Annotated in this window: 14 protein-coding genes and 1 tRNA gene; 8 read left to right on the top strand and 7 right to left on the bottom strand. The window is 60.4% G+C overall.

Translation table 11 applies throughout. The annotated features are described in order from the left end of the window. The first annotated feature begins 9 nt into the window (after positions 1-9). The gene (locus ACURWW_RS12510) at positions 10-387 is read left to right on the top strand and encodes a PA4575 family protein (RefSeq protein ID WP_445617377.1); all 378 of its coding nucleotides are present in this window, start codon (positions 10-12) and stop codon (positions 385-387) included. A 483-nt stretch (positions 388-870) separates the two neighbouring features. Here ACURWW_RS12510 and ACURWW_RS12505 read toward each other — a convergent pair whose 3' ends face one another. Next, positions 871-1,710, bottom strand: coding sequence for a carboxylesterase family protein (locus ACURWW_RS12505; RefSeq protein ID WP_445617378.1), 840 nt, complete (start codon positions 1,708-1,710; stop codon positions 871-873). A 291-nt stretch (positions 1,711-2,001) separates the two neighbouring features. Here ACURWW_RS12505 and ACURWW_RS12500 point away from each other — a divergent pair, with 291 nt between their 5' ends. Together ACURWW_RS12500 and ACURWW_RS12495 are read left to right on the top strand one after the other, a co-directional pair. After that, entirely contained in the window at positions 2,002-2,589 is a 588-nt protein-coding gene (locus ACURWW_RS12500) for a YdeI/OmpD-associated family protein (protein WP_445617379.1), read from the top strand. Between the two features lie 143 nt (positions 2,590-2,732). Then, positions 2,733-3,191 (top strand): hypothetical protein, encoded by a 459-nt coding sequence (locus tag ACURWW_RS12495; RefSeq protein ID WP_445617380.1) that lies wholly within the window; start codon positions 2,733-2,735, stop codon positions 3,189-3,191. A gap of 19 nt (positions 3,192-3,210) precedes the next feature. Here ACURWW_RS12495 and ACURWW_RS12490 read toward each other — a convergent pair whose 3' ends face one another. Next, the gene (locus tag ACURWW_RS12490) at positions 3,211-4,140 is read right to left on the bottom strand and encodes a response regulator transcription factor (protein WP_445617381.1); all 930 of its coding nucleotides are present in this window, start codon (positions 4,138-4,140) and stop codon (positions 3,211-3,213) included. Positions 4,141-4,394: 254 nt separating this feature from the next. On the opposite strand from ACURWW_RS12490, the gene ACURWW_RS12485 reads away from it, so the two are divergent. Continuing rightward, a complete protein-coding gene (locus ACURWW_RS12485; RefSeq protein ID WP_445617382.1) occupies positions 4,395-4,577 on the top strand; it encodes a hypothetical protein in 183 nt (60 codons plus the stop codon). Positions 4,578-4,662: 85 nt separating this feature from the next. Next, the gene (locus tag ACURWW_RS12480) at positions 4,663-5,694 is read left to right on the top strand and encodes a hypothetical protein (protein ID WP_445617383.1); all 1,032 of its coding nucleotides are present in this window, start codon (positions 4,663-4,665) and stop codon (positions 5,692-5,694) included. A gap of 206 nt (positions 5,695-5,900) precedes the next feature. Here ACURWW_RS12480 and ACURWW_RS12475 read toward each other — a convergent pair whose 3' ends face one another. The 3 genes from ACURWW_RS12475 to ACURWW_RS12465 form a co-directional block, all read right to left on the bottom strand. Beyond that, positions 5,901-9,095: an efflux RND transporter permease subunit gene (locus ACURWW_RS12475; RefSeq protein WP_445617384.1), complete on the bottom strand. Its 3,195-nt coding sequence runs from the start codon at positions 9,093-9,095 to the stop codon at positions 5,901-5,903. A 140-nt stretch (positions 9,096-9,235) separates the two neighbouring features. Next, positions 9,236-10,408 (bottom strand): efflux RND transporter periplasmic adaptor subunit, encoded by a 1,173-nt coding sequence (locus ACURWW_RS12470; RefSeq protein ID WP_445617385.1) that lies wholly within the window; start codon positions 10,406-10,408, stop codon positions 9,236-9,238. A 110-nt stretch (positions 10,409-10,518) separates the two neighbouring features. After that, positions 10,519-10,920 (bottom strand): hypothetical protein, encoded by a 402-nt coding sequence (locus tag ACURWW_RS12465; RefSeq protein ID WP_445617386.1) that lies wholly within the window; start codon positions 10,918-10,920, stop codon positions 10,519-10,521. Between ACURWW_RS12465 and ACURWW_RS12460 the strand changes: the two genes are divergently transcribed. After that, a complete protein-coding gene (locus tag ACURWW_RS12460) occupies positions 10,907-11,860 on the top strand; it encodes an AraC family transcriptional regulator (RefSeq protein ID WP_445617387.1) in 954 nt (317 codons plus the stop codon). The genes ACURWW_RS12465 and ACURWW_RS12460 overlap by 14 nt on opposite strands. Before the next feature lie 33 nt (positions 11,861-11,893). On the opposite strand, the gene dusA is transcribed toward ACURWW_RS12460, so the two are convergent. After that, positions 11,894-12,913, bottom strand: a complete 1,020-nt coding sequence (gene dusA / locus ACURWW_RS12455) for a tRNA dihydrouridine(20/20a) synthase DusA (RefSeq protein ID WP_445617388.1) — start codon at positions 12,911-12,913, stop codon at positions 11,894-11,896. A 200-nt stretch (positions 12,914-13,113) separates the two neighbouring features. Here dusA and gltX point away from each other — a divergent pair, with 200 nt between their 5' ends. Both gltX and ACURWW_RS12445 read left to right on the top strand, forming a co-directional pair. Next, entirely contained in the window at positions 13,114-14,607 is a 1,494-nt protein-coding gene (gltX, locus tag ACURWW_RS12450; RefSeq protein ID WP_445617389.1) for a glutamate--tRNA ligase, read from the top strand. Positions 14,608-14,801: 194 nt separating this feature from the next. Further along, positions 14,802-14,877 (top strand) — tRNA-Ala (locus tag ACURWW_RS12445). Between the two features lie 157 nt (positions 14,878-15,034). On the opposite strand, the gene ACURWW_RS12440 is transcribed toward ACURWW_RS12445, so the two are convergent. Next, on the bottom strand, positions 15,035-15,250 hold the full coding sequence (locus ACURWW_RS12440; RefSeq protein ID WP_445617390.1) for a cold-shock protein: 216 nt from the start codon (positions 15,248-15,250) through the stop codon (positions 15,035-15,037). Positions 15,251-15,442 lie beyond the last annotated feature (192 nt).

The raw sequence follows: 15,442 nt of genomic DNA, 5'->3' as shown, positions 1-15,442 counted from the left end.
GCACCGCCCATGCGCCTGCGCTACGACCTCAGTCTCCCCGCGGATCCCGCGCCCCTAATTCTCGACGGTCCGGACGACCGTCATGTGGAGTTCCACATCCGCCGCGACCCTGACCAAACGGTCTCGCTGGTCGCCATGAGCGGCCGCCGGGGCGCCGACCCGGACCGCATCACCCAGCAGGGCCCCTACCACCGCCCCGAGCAGGCCGTCGCCGCCCGCCGCGCCATTGCGGCGGAGCTGAAACGCAGCGGCTTCCAGCTGGCCAACGACAGGATTCCACTCTGGTCCCTGAGCGCCCAACGCCAGCTCAACGCCACCCGCCGCCACAAGGCGGCCCTCCAACTGGACTACCGGTTCGACCCGAAGGACGTGTATCTGGACTGGTGATTGTGGTCCCCACGTTCACGGGTCCCGTTCAGCGCATCTCGCTCCAAACTTGCTCCCACCTGGCCGGGCGATTACCCGACGTTCGCATTTTCCCTTCGCCCGTGGTTATGTGCGCCAAACACTTCCCTGATAAATCACTGGGAAGGGGGGACCGGAAAATCAAATGGGAACAGAACTCCATTCCCCTCAGAACGCATCGGAGTCAGCGAAAAAAACGAAGGGAAAAGTAAGGAGATGATGCCAAGGCGGGCAAGAGTCATTGTATCTGGGTTGCCGCAGCACATTGTTTAACGCGGGCACAATCGGCAGGCGGTGTTTGTGGAAGATCAGGATTACCGCATTACCTGGAAAATCTTCCTGAATGGAAAAAAGAGCCTGGCCTTGAGGTGTACAGCGGGTCCCAAGGCCGACGGCAGGCTTCCTATATGCGCCTGCTTGCCTCACCGCAAGCAGGCGCCGTCAACCAACCGGAACGCTAATCGATTATCGGCTATGCCCCGCCAGGAAGTTGAATACCTCGGCCATCAACTCCGGATTGCGTGCGATCACGCGGACGTGATCGCCATCGGGGATCTCAATGTATTTGCTGGTCAGGCCGGCGCCGTCGAAGCTGGTCATCAGTTCTCTTACCATGGCGACCGGTACAAGCTCGTCCTTATCGCCCTGAACCGTCAAGATGGGCACGTTCTTTATGTTGTCGAGGGAACCTCGCGGGCCACCGAACACGGCCGGTGACATTTGCGCAAGCGCCGCCCACTGGTCGCTGTATTTGATTCCCAGGTAGAGAGTGCCGGCGCCGCCCATGGAGTGGCCCATCAGGTAGGTGCGATCGTTATCGATCGCAAATTCTTCGCGAATGATTTCCATAACATTCAGCACGTCGAGCTCGCTCAACTCGCCGAGGTTTTCCGGGGCGCCTTCGGTGAACATGTTGGCGGTTTTCATCCCGAAATCGTTTCCGTGCCCTCGGCTACCGTACCAGCCGCCCTCGTTATAACCGAAGGGTGCAACAACGATCATGCCGTGTTTTTCCGCCTGCTCTGTAAGACCCTCATATCCAATAACCGCATCCGGGTTGCTGGTGAGCCCGTGCAGCAGGACAACCAACGGTGTTTCACTGGAGCCGTCGTAGGTGCTGGGAACATACAAGGCATAGCTCATGTCCTTGCCGGCTTCCTCGAAGAAGTAAGTCCGCGCATTGACTTCACCGCTGCTAACGTCAGTGGGCAGCGGCTTGACGGAATTGCTGGCGCAACTGGCCAGAAGCAAGGCCATTGCTGCCAGGAAAACGGATTTTTTGAAAGATCGTAAAGAAATGTTCATGAGGTCTCCAAAGACGGGTTAGGCAAATCCTGCTTCGGAGTATAACAACCCCACATTTTTCGAGGAAGCTTGCAGGTTCAAGCTACACCCCGGTCCATGGTCTCCAGCCTGCCGTGACAAAATCAGCCCGGCAAGGAGCTACACCGGCGGCTCGAAGCAGCAATTGAACAGGTGATGTTCTCAGGAGGGTTTCCGTTAAACTGCGAAAAGGCGGGCGGTTCTGGATGGTCCGCTGTGGAATCATGAACCTGACAGGGTGGACGATCATGACCGGAGGGAGATTACACAAACATGAAGAGCCTGGATTCAAAAGTTGAAGCACTCCTCAGCCAGTCCAACTGGCACGAGGAACGAAAGATGTTGCGAGCCATCATTCTTGGCCGCAACCTGACCGAGGAGGTCAAGTGGGGGAAACTCTGTTACACGTTTCAGGGAGGTAACGTCGTGGCGATCTTCTGTTTGAAGCCGTACTGCGCGCTTGGGTTCTTCAAGGGCGCCTTGCTCAAGGACCCTGCGGGAGTGCTGGTGACCCCCGGCGAGCATTCCCAGGCCATGCGCCAGATCCGCTTCACCGGGGCCGACCGGATTCAAGAGATGGAGCCTACCCTGATCACCTATATCGAGCAGGCGGTTGAGGTGGAGAAATCCGGCATGAAGGTGGACTTCCGGGAGAAGCGAGAACTCGAGTATCCCGACGAGTTCAAGAACAAACTGGCGGAACTCCCTGAACTGAAGGAAGCCTTCGAACGCTTAACGCCCGGGCGGCAGCGGGGCTATGTGCTGCACTTCTCTGGTGCCAAACAGTCGGCGACCCGGACCTCCCGGATCGAAAAGTGTATACCCGGAATCATGGAGGGGAAGGGGCTGAACGACCGGTAGTCAACCGGTTGAGCATGGGCGAAAAAGCACGGGCTGAACCAGGGGCAGTGCGTGAGCGCCCAGAACCGGGACGCAGCTCGATGGTCTATTTCAGCAAACAGGTGATACCAGCCAGGCGGCGGGTATCGGTCACGGAGGACGGTATGAAGATCGAATCCATCGGGTCGCTGGTCGACTGGACCAAAGACGTGCACCGCAACTTGTCCCGCTGCTTCGGCATGGCGCTGAAGGAGCACCCGGAAGAGCGGTCACGAGCGTTGCTGGACTATCTGAAGCACCACGAAGCGAGGCTGGCGAGGATGGTGGCCGGTTTTGAGGAGCAGGCGGATCCGAAAGCGCTGCACACGATGGTTTACGATTATGAACTGCACGCGCCCGTGGACATCCACGAGGTCTGCCGGCGGCCTTATGCATCCATGAGTTACGACGCCATTGCCGACGAGGTGTTTGCGATGCAAAACGAGGTGATCGATCTGTACCGCTATCTGGTAGGCCGTTCGACCATCCCCGAGGAGCAGGAGGTATTGGAAGAGCTGCTGAGCATGGAGCACCACGAAACCATGCAGATGTCCCAGCAGGTCAACCGGGGGCGCGACATCTAACAGGCTGCCCGTATCGGGGTCAGCCGTGGTCCTTCAGCCACAACGCCAGGGCGCCCTTGTCTTTAACGTTCAGCTTTTGATAAATCCGGCCCAGGTGGGTCCGCACCGTTGCGGGAGATATATCGAGTGCTTTCGCCACATCTTTGTGGTTTTTACCGGAGGCGTATGCCCAGGCAACTTCCAGTTCTCGTTCGCTGAGCCGGGTCAGAATGCGCGGCTGCGCTGATACCACTAAACGTTGCCCGGCGGCCCGGGCCTCCAGCTGAATCGTTCGCCCCTGATACGCACCGAATTGCCACAGCGCTCGCGTGGCCGCTAGGGGAAGTTGAGAGTGCCCGCTGCGTCCCCATTCCGCCGCGACCAGGGCTCGAAAGTCCGCCACAGCACCATGGAGCAAGCCGCGACGGTCGACCAGTGCAACCGGGGCGCCAAAGCCGCTCAAGTAATGCTGGTCGTTATGGCGCGCGGCCAGAAAAAGGTGCTGGGTGATCAGATTCTTGAAGCGCATTTCGTCCGGCGTGAAAGGGCTTCGCGCCTGATCACGGGCCAGCGTCACGAAGACGTAGAGCCCCGTGTCCGGGTCCGTCTGCATGGTGGAGATCATCTGCTGGGCGCGATAGAGGCTCCAGTGCTCGTTGAAAGCACGGGTCTTCTGCACCTCGGGGACCTGGCTCAGGGACCAGGTTCGCCCCGTGTTGCTGATAACGAGGTCCGCAAATTTGTCCTCGGACTTGACCGGCTCCCAGGTCTCAAAAAGGGTATCGGTCTGGTCCAGGACTGTGGCGGTATGGAGGTTGCGCTCGAGCCCGTCTCCGCCGCCCCAGATCGCAAAGTCGAAGTCGATGTACTCGCGCAGCTTCGAGAGCGTGCTCTTTTGGAAGGCTTCTGCGGAAAGCCTCATGCTGGCGTCGTGTACGTCCAGCAAAAACTCGCTGAGTTCTTTGTCCATGTCCGTTTGCCACCGGAATGGCGGTCCTCCGTGGGAGTCAAGCCTGTCATAAAGCCTCGTCGGCATTCTAAACCATCTGATTCCCCATGTGAAAACACGCGCCAGAACACCCCTTGGGCGGAGCCGGGAGGCGACGAGTGGCGTGGTCTGCATGACTCATGTACTGCATTTGCCCGATAGGCATGGCGCCTGAGTTCTCCTAATCTTGCCCGCAGTTCCTCCCGAGTCTTTCCACTCTGAACCAGGAAAATATTATGAAAGTGCAAATTACCGTACTCCTGCTTGCTCTCGCCATCGCCGGTTGCGGTGGAGGAGGCGGTTCCAGTTCCAGTGGTGCGCCGCCAGCCAACGCCGACTCCCCCCCGGACGGGGACCCGGCTGCTACGGACAGCCAGGTTTGGGACGAGATGCGCTGGGACGAAGGAAGCTGGGGTTGATCGACATTTGAACCGTGGAAACTGCAGGGCCCGGTCCGGCCGGCTCTTGCTTCAAATCGAAACAAAAACCGAACGAGAACACGTCATGGGTAAACGAATTCGTACACTGTTTTTCGGTGCGCTCGCCGTTACGGCGAGCCCATTCCTGAACGCCGAAGTCAGTATCCCCCACCAGTTCGCCGCAGGCGACCCCGCGGTAGCTGCGGAGGTGAACGCGAACTTCCAGGCACTGGCTGAGGCTCTGAATGCCGCCTTGCTGCAGATTGAGGAACAGGGAGCCATATTGGACGACCGTTTGGCTCGCATCGAGGACCTTGAGGCAGAAGTTGCGGGCCTGGAGGCCGAAGTCGCTGCGCTGGAAACCGGCGGACCCGGATCTTCCGCTCTGGACGATTTTGTAGAGGTTATTCCCGATCCATATGTGCCGGGCGGAACCACAATCCGGTTCACCGGAGTGAATGTTCAGGTCGTCAGTGGCAGCGGGGAAACTGAGGCCGCGCCCAATGGCTTGGGCAACCTCATCGTTGGCTACAACGAAGCAGATAGCTCGGGGTTTTCCTGTACCAACGGGGCTTATCTCATCGAGTCCGATTGTGAATATAACGGCTACGAGTGGAGCAAGGACTACAAAACCGGTTCACACAATCTCATCGTGGGCCCCTCCCACAACTACTCCCAATATGGTGGCTTTGTGGCCGGGCGAAACAATACCATCAACAGCGGTAACGCCACTGTGGCCGGAGGTATCGAAAACTTTGCCTCGGGGCCGAACAGTAGTGTCAGCGGCGGCCACGGCAACCGTGCCAGTGGGCAGCAAAGCAGCGTCAGTGGTGGCAAGTTGAATACAGCCGAAGGCACCGCTTCGAGCGTTAGCGGCGGACTGGACAATCTGGCAACCGGTGACCAGAACAGCATCAGCGGCGGCTTCAATAACACCACCAGCAACACTTACTCCATCATCGTCGGCGGTGAGGCAAACATAGCCAGCGGTACACGAAGCGTCGTGGTTGGTGGCAAGGGCAACACTGCTTCAGGAGCCCACAGCGTCGTCCTTGGCGGCCAGACTAAAGACGCGGCTGCCGACTACACCATTGTCCCGACGCCCTCAGGCCCCTGATGGGACTACTGTGAAAATCAAAAGCGATGGTCGAAGCTAATCGCAACAACAGGGGATCATTGGCGGAGAGCCAATGGTCCCCTTGCCTGGAAGACCAACTCGCCGCGACGGAGCAACAGCTCGCTGATGCGGAAGATGAGATCGCTACCCTAGAAGATAACTCGACGGGTTGATCCTCGTCGGCATCACCGGCGCTGCATGACGACTCACGTTGACGTTTCCGGGAGGGCCATCCCCGCGTCGGCTTCGGACTGCGTAGCTGCCCCATGGCTTTTCAGCGGCTTGCTGCCGGACAGCGTGCGCAAGGCTACGTAAAAGACGGGAGTCAGGAACAGGCCGAACAAGGTAACTCCGATCATTCCCGCGAATACGGCCGTGCCCAGGGCCTGACGGACCTCGGCGCCGGCGCCGCTGCTGATGACCAGCGGAACCACAGCGGCCGTAAAGGTGATGGAAGTCATGATGATCGGCCGCAGCCGCAGGCGGCACGCTTCCAGAGCCGCTTCCACCACTCCCTTGCCCTGCAATTCCAGTTCGCGGGCGAACTCCACGATCAGGATGGCGTTCTTGCACGCCAGGCCAATGAGCACCACCAGGCCCACCTGCACAAAAATGTTATTGTCGCCGCCGCCAAACCAGACCCCCAGCAGTGCGGACAGCATGCACATGGGAACGATCAGGATTACCGCCAGCGGCAGCGTCCAGCTTTCGTACAATGCTGCGAGCACAAGAAACACCAGCAGGATGGCCAGCGGGAACACCACCAGAGCGGCATCGCCCTGGGTGGCCTGCTGGTAACTCAGATCGGTCCATTCGAACTCCATCCCCGGCGGCAGTACTTCCGCCGCCAGTGCGCTCAGGGTGTTCATGGCCTGCGCCGAAGACAGCACCTGCGGGTCCGCCTCGCCGGCCAGGTCCGCGGCGGGGTAGCCGTTGTAGCGCATCACCGGATCCGGGCCGAAGGTCTCGCGAATGCTGACCATGGACCCGATGGGCACCATCTCGCCCTGATCGTTGCGGGTGCGCAGCCGGGCGATGTCCGCAACACTGTCCCGGTAAGGTGCATCCGCCTGGGCGATCACCTGCCAGGTGCGGCCGAAGCGGTTGAAGTCATTCACGTAGGTGGAGCCCAGGTAGGTTTGCAGGGTATCGAAAAGCTCCGTCAGCGGAACGCCCTGCGCCTTGGCTTTGAGCCGATCAATCTCCGCATCCAGTTGTGGCACGTTGGCCTGATAGCTCGTGATCGGGAAAAACATTCCGGGGGTTTGCCCGACTTTGTCCTGCATTTGGGTAACGGCGTCCTGCAGTGCGCCGTAACCCAGGTTGCCGCGGTCCTCGATAAACATCTGGTAGCCGGCTCCAGTGCCGAGACCCAGGATGGGCGGCGGCATCATCGAGAACGCAAACCCTTCCTTCAATGCGCCTATTTTTTCATTGATTTCAGCGTTGATCTGTTCGGCGCTGCGGCTGCGCTCACTGAATGGTTTGAGCGGGAAGAACGCAACCCCGGTGTTGGAGGTGTTGGTGAACTGCAGGGCATTCAGGCCGGGGAAGGCGATTGCATGCTCTACGCCTTCTGTTTCCCTGGCGATGCGGGTGACCTGTTGCAGCAACTGATCGGTGCGCTCCAATGAGGCCCCCTCCGGCAGGATGACACCGGCCATCAGGTAAAGCTTGTCCTGCACAGGGATGAATCCGGGCGGCACCACCTTGAACATCAACCCGGTGCTCGCGAGCAGAACGGCATACACCGCAAACACTGCGCCGCGCCGACGCAGGGAGCGGGATACTCCGCCCTGGTATTTCTCGGCACTGGTGTTGAAGAAGCGATTGAAGGGCCGGAACACCCAACCGAAAGCCCAGTCGATGGTGCGGGTCAGACGATCCCTGGGCGCAGCATGGGGCTTGAGCAGCATGGCCGCCAGAGCCGGCGACAGGGTGAGGGAGTTGATGGTGGAGATCACGGTAGAGATGGCAATGGTCACCGCAAACTGGCGATAGAATTCCCCCGTTACGCCCGAAAGGAAAGCCATGGGCACGAACACGGCGCACAGTACCAGGCCAATGGCGACGATGGGCCCCGAGACTTCCGTCATGGCCTGGTGGGCCGCGGCCAGAGGGCTCAGGCCTTCCTCGATGTTGCGCTCCACGTTTTCGACCACCACGATGGCATCGTCCACCACGATGCCGATGGCCAGCACCAGGCCGAACAGACTCAGAGTGTTGATGGAATAGCCCAGCAGGTGGAGCGCGGCAAAGGTTCCCACCACCGACACCGGCACCGCGAGCAGGGGAATGACTGACGCGCGCCAGGTCTGCAGGAACAGGGTCACCACCAGCACCACCAGCAGCACGGCTTCCAGCAGTGTCTTCACCACCGCCTTGATGGAGTCGCTGACGAAGACGGTGGTGTCGTAGACGGCCTCATACTCCAAGCCGTCGGGGAAATGAACAGCCAGCTCGTCCATGGTCTCGATTACTTGCCGCTGGATATTCAGCGCATTGGCTCCCGGCGATTCGAAGATACCGATGGCGACCGCCTGCTGCCCGTCCAGTTGTGAGCGCAGGGTGTAGTCGCCGGCGCCCATTTCCAGCCGGGCCACATCCTTCAGCCGCAGGATCTCACCGTTGCGGTCCCGTCGCAGAACGATGTTGCCAAATTCCTCCGGCGTTTCGAGCCGGCCGCGGGCGTTGATCAGAGTCAGGAAGTCACTGTCGGGTACGGGCTCGGCGCCCAGTTGCCCGGCGGATACCTGAATGTTCTGTTCCCGCATGGCGCGGACCACATCGCTGGCGGTCAGGTTGCGGGCGGCGATGCGGTCCGGGTCCAGCCAGGCCCGCATGGCGTAATCGCCACCGCCAAAAATCTGCGCATCGCCAACGCCGCGAATGCGGGCCAGTCTGTCCCGCACATGGAGCCGGGCGTAGTTGCGCAAGTACAGCGTGTCGTATTCGCCGCCGGGGGAGGTGAGGTGTACAACCATCAGGAAGGTGGGTGATTGCTTCTGGGTGGTAACCCCCTGGCGACGTACCGCTTCAGGTAACCGGGCCTGGGCCTGACTGACGCGATTCTGCACGCGTACCGCGGCATCTTCGGCGTCGGTACCCGGGCGGAAGGTCACGATCATCTGCAGCACCCCATCCGAACCCGCGACGGACTTGAAATACATCAGGTCTTCAACGCCGTTGATGGCTTCCTCCAGTGGCGTTGCAACGGTTTCGGCGATTTCCTTGGGGTTGGCTCCCGGATAAACCGTGCGAACCACCACCGAGGGCGGCACGACAGAGGGGTATTCACTGACCGGCAGTTGGGGAATGGAAATCACCCCGACGGCGAAGATGATGATGGACAGCACCGCGGCAAAGATCGGCCGGTCCACAAAAAATCGTGAGAAATTCATGACAGTAGGTTCCCTGGCGGCAGCGAGCCTGGCTGCCGCGATTGCGTTGTCCCGGGTTGGATGTTCAAGCGTTCAGTTCGCCGATGTTTCGTTTCGATCGTGCCGGATCGTGCAGGCGGCCCTGCGCAGTGTTAACACCCTCAAGGTGCGGCTGCTGCCACCGCGGTGGCGGCTCGGGAGCTCTTGCCCATGGCAACCCGTTGGGGAATGACCTCTGTGCCTGCGCCCATGACCTTCTGTACCCCATTGACGATCACCCGGTCCCCATTGCGGAGTCCGCCCCGGATTACTACCAGCTCGTCCACTTGTCGGCCGGTGGTGACTTGCCGTCGATCCGTGCGGTTGCTGTCGTCCACCACGTAGACGAAGCGCCGGTCCTGATCCGTCAGTACCGCTTTGCGATCCACCAGTAATGCATTGTTCAATTGCGCCACCGGCATCTCCACGCGAGCGAACTGGCCCGGCTTGATGCGTCCGTCGGGGTTGGGCAGTACGGCGCGGTACTGCAGCGTACCTGTGCCGGCATTGAGCCGGTTGTCTATAAAATCCAGGGTAGCCGTGTGGTCAGCCGAGTGGCTCCCGCCCAGCTCAACCCGCACGTTCTGGAAGCGACCATTTGCCGAGAAGGTTGGGCTGCCAAACGCAGTCCGCTCGTCCGCTTCGAAGTACACGTGCACCGGGTCCACGGAAACGACGGTGGTGAGCAGCGTTTGGTCGGCGCTGGCCAGATTGCCCCGGGTCACCAGCGCCCGACCCGCGCGACCGCTAATGGGTGCCGTTACCCGGGTGTACTCCAGATCCAGTTCGGCGGCGTCCAGCTCCGCTTTGGCTGCGTCCACGTGGGCCCGGGCGCCTGCGACGGCGGCCTGACGCTGGTCGTACAGCTCCCGGGATACGGCGCGGCTTTTCAGCAGTGATTGGGTTCGTTTGGCTTCGCTGCTTGCGAGTTCAAATTGGCTCCGGGCCTGGGCCAACTCCGCCCGGGCGGCATTGACGCGAGCCTGATAGGGGCGCGGGTCGATCTGGAACAGCAGGGCACCGGCTTTAACCAACTCACCTTCCTCGAAGGCTACCTTCTGAATGTATCCACTCACCCGCGGCCGCAATTCGACGGTTTCCGCGGCGGCGACGCGACCGGTGAATGATTCCCAGACGACGACGGGTTCGGCCGCAACTTCAGCCACGTCCACAGCGGGTGGCGGTGGTGCGTCTTGTGCTTCATGGCCCTGGGCGCCGCAGGCGCTGAGAAGCACCACCATCGGTATCAGTGGGCTGAGCAGGCTGGGAATCAATTTTCGATTTCGACTATCCATGGGTCTATCGCTCCAGTAATGCTGTAAGAACTGTCGGCTGGGACGCTCACAACAGGGCGTTTGAACGTAAGTCGGCTGGCCCTGAAAGATTCGACATCCAGACTGCTTGCTCAAGTCAACTTGAGGTCAAGGGTTTGAATGTGAAGGCTTGATAGTGAGAAGCGCGGCCCTGCGCCGAGCTGGCCGCTTACGGTAGTGAGTTCGCCGACCGTATGGGTATCGCATTTCTGCGGGAGCATTGCCTGATTCTGTTTCAGCTTCCAAAATTCAGCGGTACGCGGAGAATGCCGCCAGATGAGCGTCTGATTTCCGCTTTGTTTCAGGCAGGTGAAACTTGCGAACCAATGCTCACCGGGCGCGGCCGGGTTGCGGGTTTCTGCAGAGTCATTGCCTGATCCTGCAAGCCCACGGGCACATTCAGGAAGCACGGGTTTATACTGCGGGTCTCGTAGGGCGGATCCGCCAAGGTCGAGGAGCCCGAAGGAAAGGAGTACAAAGATGACCAAGTCCATGCCACACGTTGTTGTCACCACCGACGTGCAGCAGCAGATGAGCGATGTTGTCCGTCGCTGGACACCACAGGAAGGTCACCAGGATTCCGTCATCGAAGGGGTGGCGCTGATCCGTTCCGATTCCGCGACCAGCTACTGCTCCGCGGTTTACGATCCCTCCCTGTGCTTTGTGATTCAGGGCAGCAAAGTTGTGCAGCTGGGCGATCGCGAGATCATCTACGAGCCGCTCACCGCGATGGCGAGCGCTGTTCATCTGCCGGTCCTGGGCCGGGTCAACGAGGCCACGCCCGAGCGCCCGTATCTGGGCGTAAAGCTCAACGTGGACCCACAGGAAGTGGCGGACCTGGTTCTGGAACTGGGCGAGAAGGCACCCCAGGTCGACATTCAGCCGCGTTGCACGGAAGCCGATTGCGGGATGTGCACCTCACCCATGGATGAGCGCATGCAGGGGGCGGTCTATCGGTTGCTGAGCCTGTTGGACGCGCCGGAAGACGTTCCCATCATGTTGCCGCTGGCGCGGCGGGAGATTATTTACCGGGCTCTGATGAGTGACCTGGGCCCGCGGATGCGCAAGTTCGCCGCGACGGATTCCCAGGCGCATCGGGTCTCAAGAGTCATCGCAGCGCTCAAGGATCGGTTTGCGGAGCCCTTGCGAATCCGGGAGCTGGCGGACGCGGCAAACATGAGCGAGTCGACGCTCTATCACAGCTTCAAGCAAGTGACCCGCATGTCCCCGCTGCAGTTTCAGAAGAAGCTGCGCTTGCATGAAGCGCGCAGACTGATGCTGACCGAAGGTCTGGAAGCGGCTACTGCCAGCTACCGCGTCGGCTACGAAAGCCCCTCCCACTTCAGTCGCGAATACAGCCGCATGTTCGGAGCGCCACCGCGCGCCGATGTGGGCCAGTTCCGCGGTCGGCCGAGCGCCTCCGAACTCGCCTAGCGCGGACGTTCGATCGCGGGTGATACGCCAGGGTCAGCTCTGCATTGCCTCGTAGGCGCGCAGCAGCAATTCCTTGTCACTGCGGTTTTTCGGAACCTGTTCGCTGATGTAGCGGCGGAATTTCTTGCCGCCTTTCTCGCCGTGAAACAGCCCCAGCACGTGACGGGTCATGTGGTGCAGTGCCACGCCCTGGTCGATCTGTTGTTCACAGTAGCGAGCATAATCTTCCAGGACGGCGCGACGGCTGGGCGCCGCCCCGGTGTCCCCAAACAGATATGCATCCACTCCGGCGAGAAGGTAGGGGTTCTGGTAGGCCTCGCGCCCGACCATTGCGCCGTCTACACGCTCGCAATGTTCGCGAACCGCGTCGAGAGTGTCGATGCCGCCGTTAATGATGATCTCCAGTTCCGAAAAGTCCCGCTTGAGTTGATAGACCCGCTCGTAGTTGAGTGGCGGCACTTCGCGGTTCTCCTTGGGGCTGAGCCCCTGCAGCCAGGCTTTGCGTGCATGGACGATGAAAGTCTTGCAACCGCTGGCCGCCACAATATCCACGAAGCGGGTGAGGTCGGCGTATTCGTCCTGGTCATCGATGCCGATGCGGTGCTTGACCGTTACCGGCACCGCGACCGCGTCCTGCATTGCTTTTACACAGTCCGCAACCAGGCCGGGTTCGGCCATCAGGCAGGCGCCGAAGCGGCCGGACTGAACCCGGTCACTGGGGCAACCGCAGTTCAGGTTGATCTCGTCGTAGCCCCATTGCTCGCCCAGTTTCGCGCAGGCGGCCAGTTCCGCCGGATTGCTGCCGCCCAGTTGCAGGGCCACGGGATGCTCCGCTTCGTGAAAGGCGAGATGGCGGGGCACGTCACCGTGGAGGAGGGCGCCGGTGGTAACCATTTCACTGTAAAGCAGAGCACGCCGGGACAGCAGCCGCCACAGATACCGGCAGTGGCGGTCACTCCAATCAATCATGGGCGCGACGCAGAACCGACGGGAGAAGGTCTCGTCCCGTGTAGCGGGTGAGCGGGCGCGAGCTGGTGAGGTGTTGGCTGACATGAATCCGGCGCAAGCGTGGAGAACTGTGGAAGGGCCGCTATGGTAGCGGCCGCTCATTTATTGCGCAATGCGGGTGCGTGGGCAGAGAGCCGCGAATTAGCGTGGTGCAGATGGTATCATGCGGCCCGTTTTACAGGGCCGCGAATACCCTTCGGCGGCCCGATCGTCCACGGATTCCGATCGCCACTCAAGGTTGTTCTATGACAGTTCGCACGCGCATCGCGCCGTCGCCCACCGGCGACCCCCACGTTGGCACCGCCTACATCGCTTTGTTCAATCTGGCGTTTACCCGCCAGCATGGCGGGCAGTTCCTGCTGCGAATCGAGGATACGGACCAGAGCCGCTCCACTCCCGAATCCGAGCAGGCCATTCTCGACAGCCTCCGCTGGCTGGGATTGGAGTGGGATGAAGGCCCGGACGTAGGCGGCCCCAACGGCCCATATCGCCAGAGCGAGCGCAAGGACATGTACCGCTCCTTTGCCGAGGAACTGGTGGCCAAGGGCCACGCCTTCTACTGTTTTGCGACGGCGGAAGAGCTGGAGCAGATGCGCCAGGAGCAGATGGCCCGCGGGGAAACCCCCAAATACGACGGCCGGGGCCTGAAACTCTCCCAGGCGGAGGTGGAAGGGCGCCTGGCAGCGGGCGAGCCCCACGTGATCCGCATGATGATCCCCTCCAGCGGAACCTGCCGGGTGGAGGACATGCTGCGCGGGCAGATCGACATCGACTGGTCCCAGGTGGACATGCAGGTACTGCTGAAAGCGGACGGCATGCCGACCTACCACCTGGCCTGTGTGGTGGACGACCACCTGATGAACATCAGCCATGTGATTCGGGGGGAGGAGTGGATCAACTCCACGCCCAAGCACCTCAAGCTCTACGAATATTTTGGCTGGGAGCCGCCGGTGTATTGCCACCTGCCGCTGCTGCGCAATCCGGACAAGTCCAAGCTCAGCAAGCGCAAGAACCCCACCAGCATCCTGTACTACCAGCGCATGGGCATTCTGCCGGAAGCCCTGCTCAACTACCTGGGGCGAATGGGCTGGTCCATGCCCGACGAGCGGGAGAAGTTTTCTCTGAGTACGATGGTGGAGCACTTCGACATCAATCGTATCTCCCTGGGCGGGCCGATCTTCGACTTGGAGAAGCTCAACTGGCTGAACGGAATGTGGATTCGCGAAGACCTGAGCGCCGAACAACTGGCGGACCGGCTGGTGGAGTGGGGCTACAATCGCGACAACCTGATGAAGGTACTGCCCCATGCCCAGCAGCGCATGGAAAGCCTCAGCGACTTCGCGCCTCTGGCTGGCTTCCTGCTGTCCGGCACCTTGCCGATTCAGGAGCAACAGTTCGCGGCCAACAAGCTCCCGGTGGAGGAACAGAAGGAGGTCCTGCAGTTTGCCCTGTGGCGGCTGGAGGCGGAACGACACTGGGAGCGGGACCGCATCTTTGCCGGGCTCAAGGAACTGGCAGACGGTATGGGGATCAAGGTGAAGGACTTCCTGGCCCCCTTGTTCATTGCCATCGCCGGCACCTCCGCGTCCTTCTCGGTAATGGACTCCATGGTACTGCTGGGGCCCGATATGTCCCGGGCGCGGCTCCGGCACGCGGTGGAAGTGCTGGGCGGCTACGGCAAGAAGGCTCTGAAAAAGCTCGAGAAAAAGTACGCGGGATTGCAACAAAAGTCTGATTAGAAGTGTTGACAGCGAGGGCGGCGATCCGTCTGGAGCAGGGGTGGGCCTTCCGAAAACGCATGAGTACGTCCCTGTAGCTCCCTCGCGGGGTCCCTCCCGCGAGGGTTTCGAAAGGCCCACCCCTGCTCCAAACGCCCTCTCGCAGAAAGTGTTGACAGTGCGGGCGGTCCTGATACAATCGTCGCCCTCATTTCGGGGCTATAGCTCAGCTGGGAGAGCGCAACACTGGCAGTGTTGAGGTCTGCGGTTCGATCCCGCATAGCTCCACCAATAGAAAACCCCTGGTGCATGCACCAGGGGTTTTTTCTTGCGCGGTAAAAAAGAACCGAACGAAAAAAGGCAGGATATGAATCCTGCCTTTTCGGTATCTGGCACTCTTGTCCATGACCTCTTAGCCGGAGAGGCCATGGCGCATATCAGTGCGAGCCTAGATGGTAACGATGTTTTCAGCCTGAGGACCTTTCTGGCCCTGGGTGATGGTGAACTGAACCTTCTGACCTTCACTCAGCGTGCGGAAGCCGTCGCCGACAATGCCGGTGAAGTGGGCGAATACATCGGGGCCGCCGTCCTGTTCGATAAAACCAAAACCCTTGCTTTCGTTGAACCATTTCACTGTGCCAGAGGTAGTGGTGGTGCTGTTCATGTATTTCTCCTTTCTCTCTTTCATACGCTTGGTTGTGCCCCGAAGGGCGGTAAAAACTGTTGCTTGGGGTTCAACAAAAACGACTACTCGGTGGCATCGTGACGGTACTGCTTTCAACCTGCATTTGAACGATCGCTTCTGGTCTCTGACCCAAGGACTTCGGTCCCGCGGCGACCTTGTTCGATGCTGACC

The organism is Gilvimarinus sp. F26214L, from assembly GCF_054401055.1.
The sequence above is the reverse complement of the archived record's forward strand: the minus strand, read 5'-3'. Positions and strand labels throughout refer to the sequence as shown.

Bases quoted from the DNA above. Each gene is read 5' to 3' on its own strand.
- ACURWW_RS12505 (WP_445617378.1), bottom strand. From the start codon at position 1,710: ATGAACATTTCTTTACGATCTTTCAAAAAATCCGTTTTCCTGGCAGCA.
- gltX (WP_445617389.1), top strand. From the start codon at position 13,114: ATGACAGTTCGCACGCGCATCGCGCCGTCGCCCACCGGCGACCCCCAC.
- ACURWW_RS12460 (WP_445617387.1), top strand. From the start codon at position 10,907: ATGACCAAGTCCATGCCACACGTTGTTGTCACCACCGACGTGCAGCAG.
- ACURWW_RS12510 (WP_445617377.1), top strand. From the start codon at position 10: ATGCGCCTGCGCTACGACCTCAGTCTCCCCGCGGATCCCGCGCCCCTA.
- ACURWW_RS12440 (WP_445617390.1), bottom strand. From the start codon at position 15,250: ATGAACAGCACCACCACTACCTCTGGCACAGTGAAATGGTTCAACGAA.
- ACURWW_RS12470 (WP_445617385.1), bottom strand. From the start codon at position 10,408: ATGGATAGTCGAAATCGAAAATTGATTCCCAGCCTGCTCAGCCCACTG.
- ACURWW_RS12475 (WP_445617384.1), bottom strand. From the start codon at position 9,095: ATGAATTTCTCACGATTTTTTGTGGACCGGCCGATCTTTGCCGCGGTG.
- ACURWW_RS12500 (WP_445617379.1), top strand. From the start codon at position 2,002: ATGAAGAGCCTGGATTCAAAAGTTGAAGCACTCCTCAGCCAGTCCAAC.
- ACURWW_RS12485 (WP_445617382.1), top strand. From the start codon at position 4,395: ATGAAAGTGCAAATTACCGTACTCCTGCTTGCTCTCGCCATCGCCGGT.
- ACURWW_RS12465 (WP_445617386.1), bottom strand. From the start codon at position 10,920: ATGGACTTGGTCATCTTTGTACTCCTTTCCTTCGGGCTCCTCGACCTT.
- ACURWW_RS12480 (WP_445617383.1), top strand. From the start codon at position 4,663: ATGGGTAAACGAATTCGTACACTGTTTTTCGGTGCGCTCGCCGTTACG.
- ACURWW_RS12495 (WP_445617380.1), top strand. From the start codon at position 2,733: ATGAAGATCGAATCCATCGGGTCGCTGGTCGACTGGACCAAAGACGTG.
- ACURWW_RS12490 (WP_445617381.1), bottom strand. From the start codon at position 4,140: ATGGACAAAGAACTCAGCGAGTTTTTGCTGGACGTACACGACGCCAGC.
- dusA (WP_445617388.1), bottom strand. From the start codon at position 12,913: ATGTCAGCCAACACCTCACCAGCTCGCGCCCGCTCACCCGCTACACGG.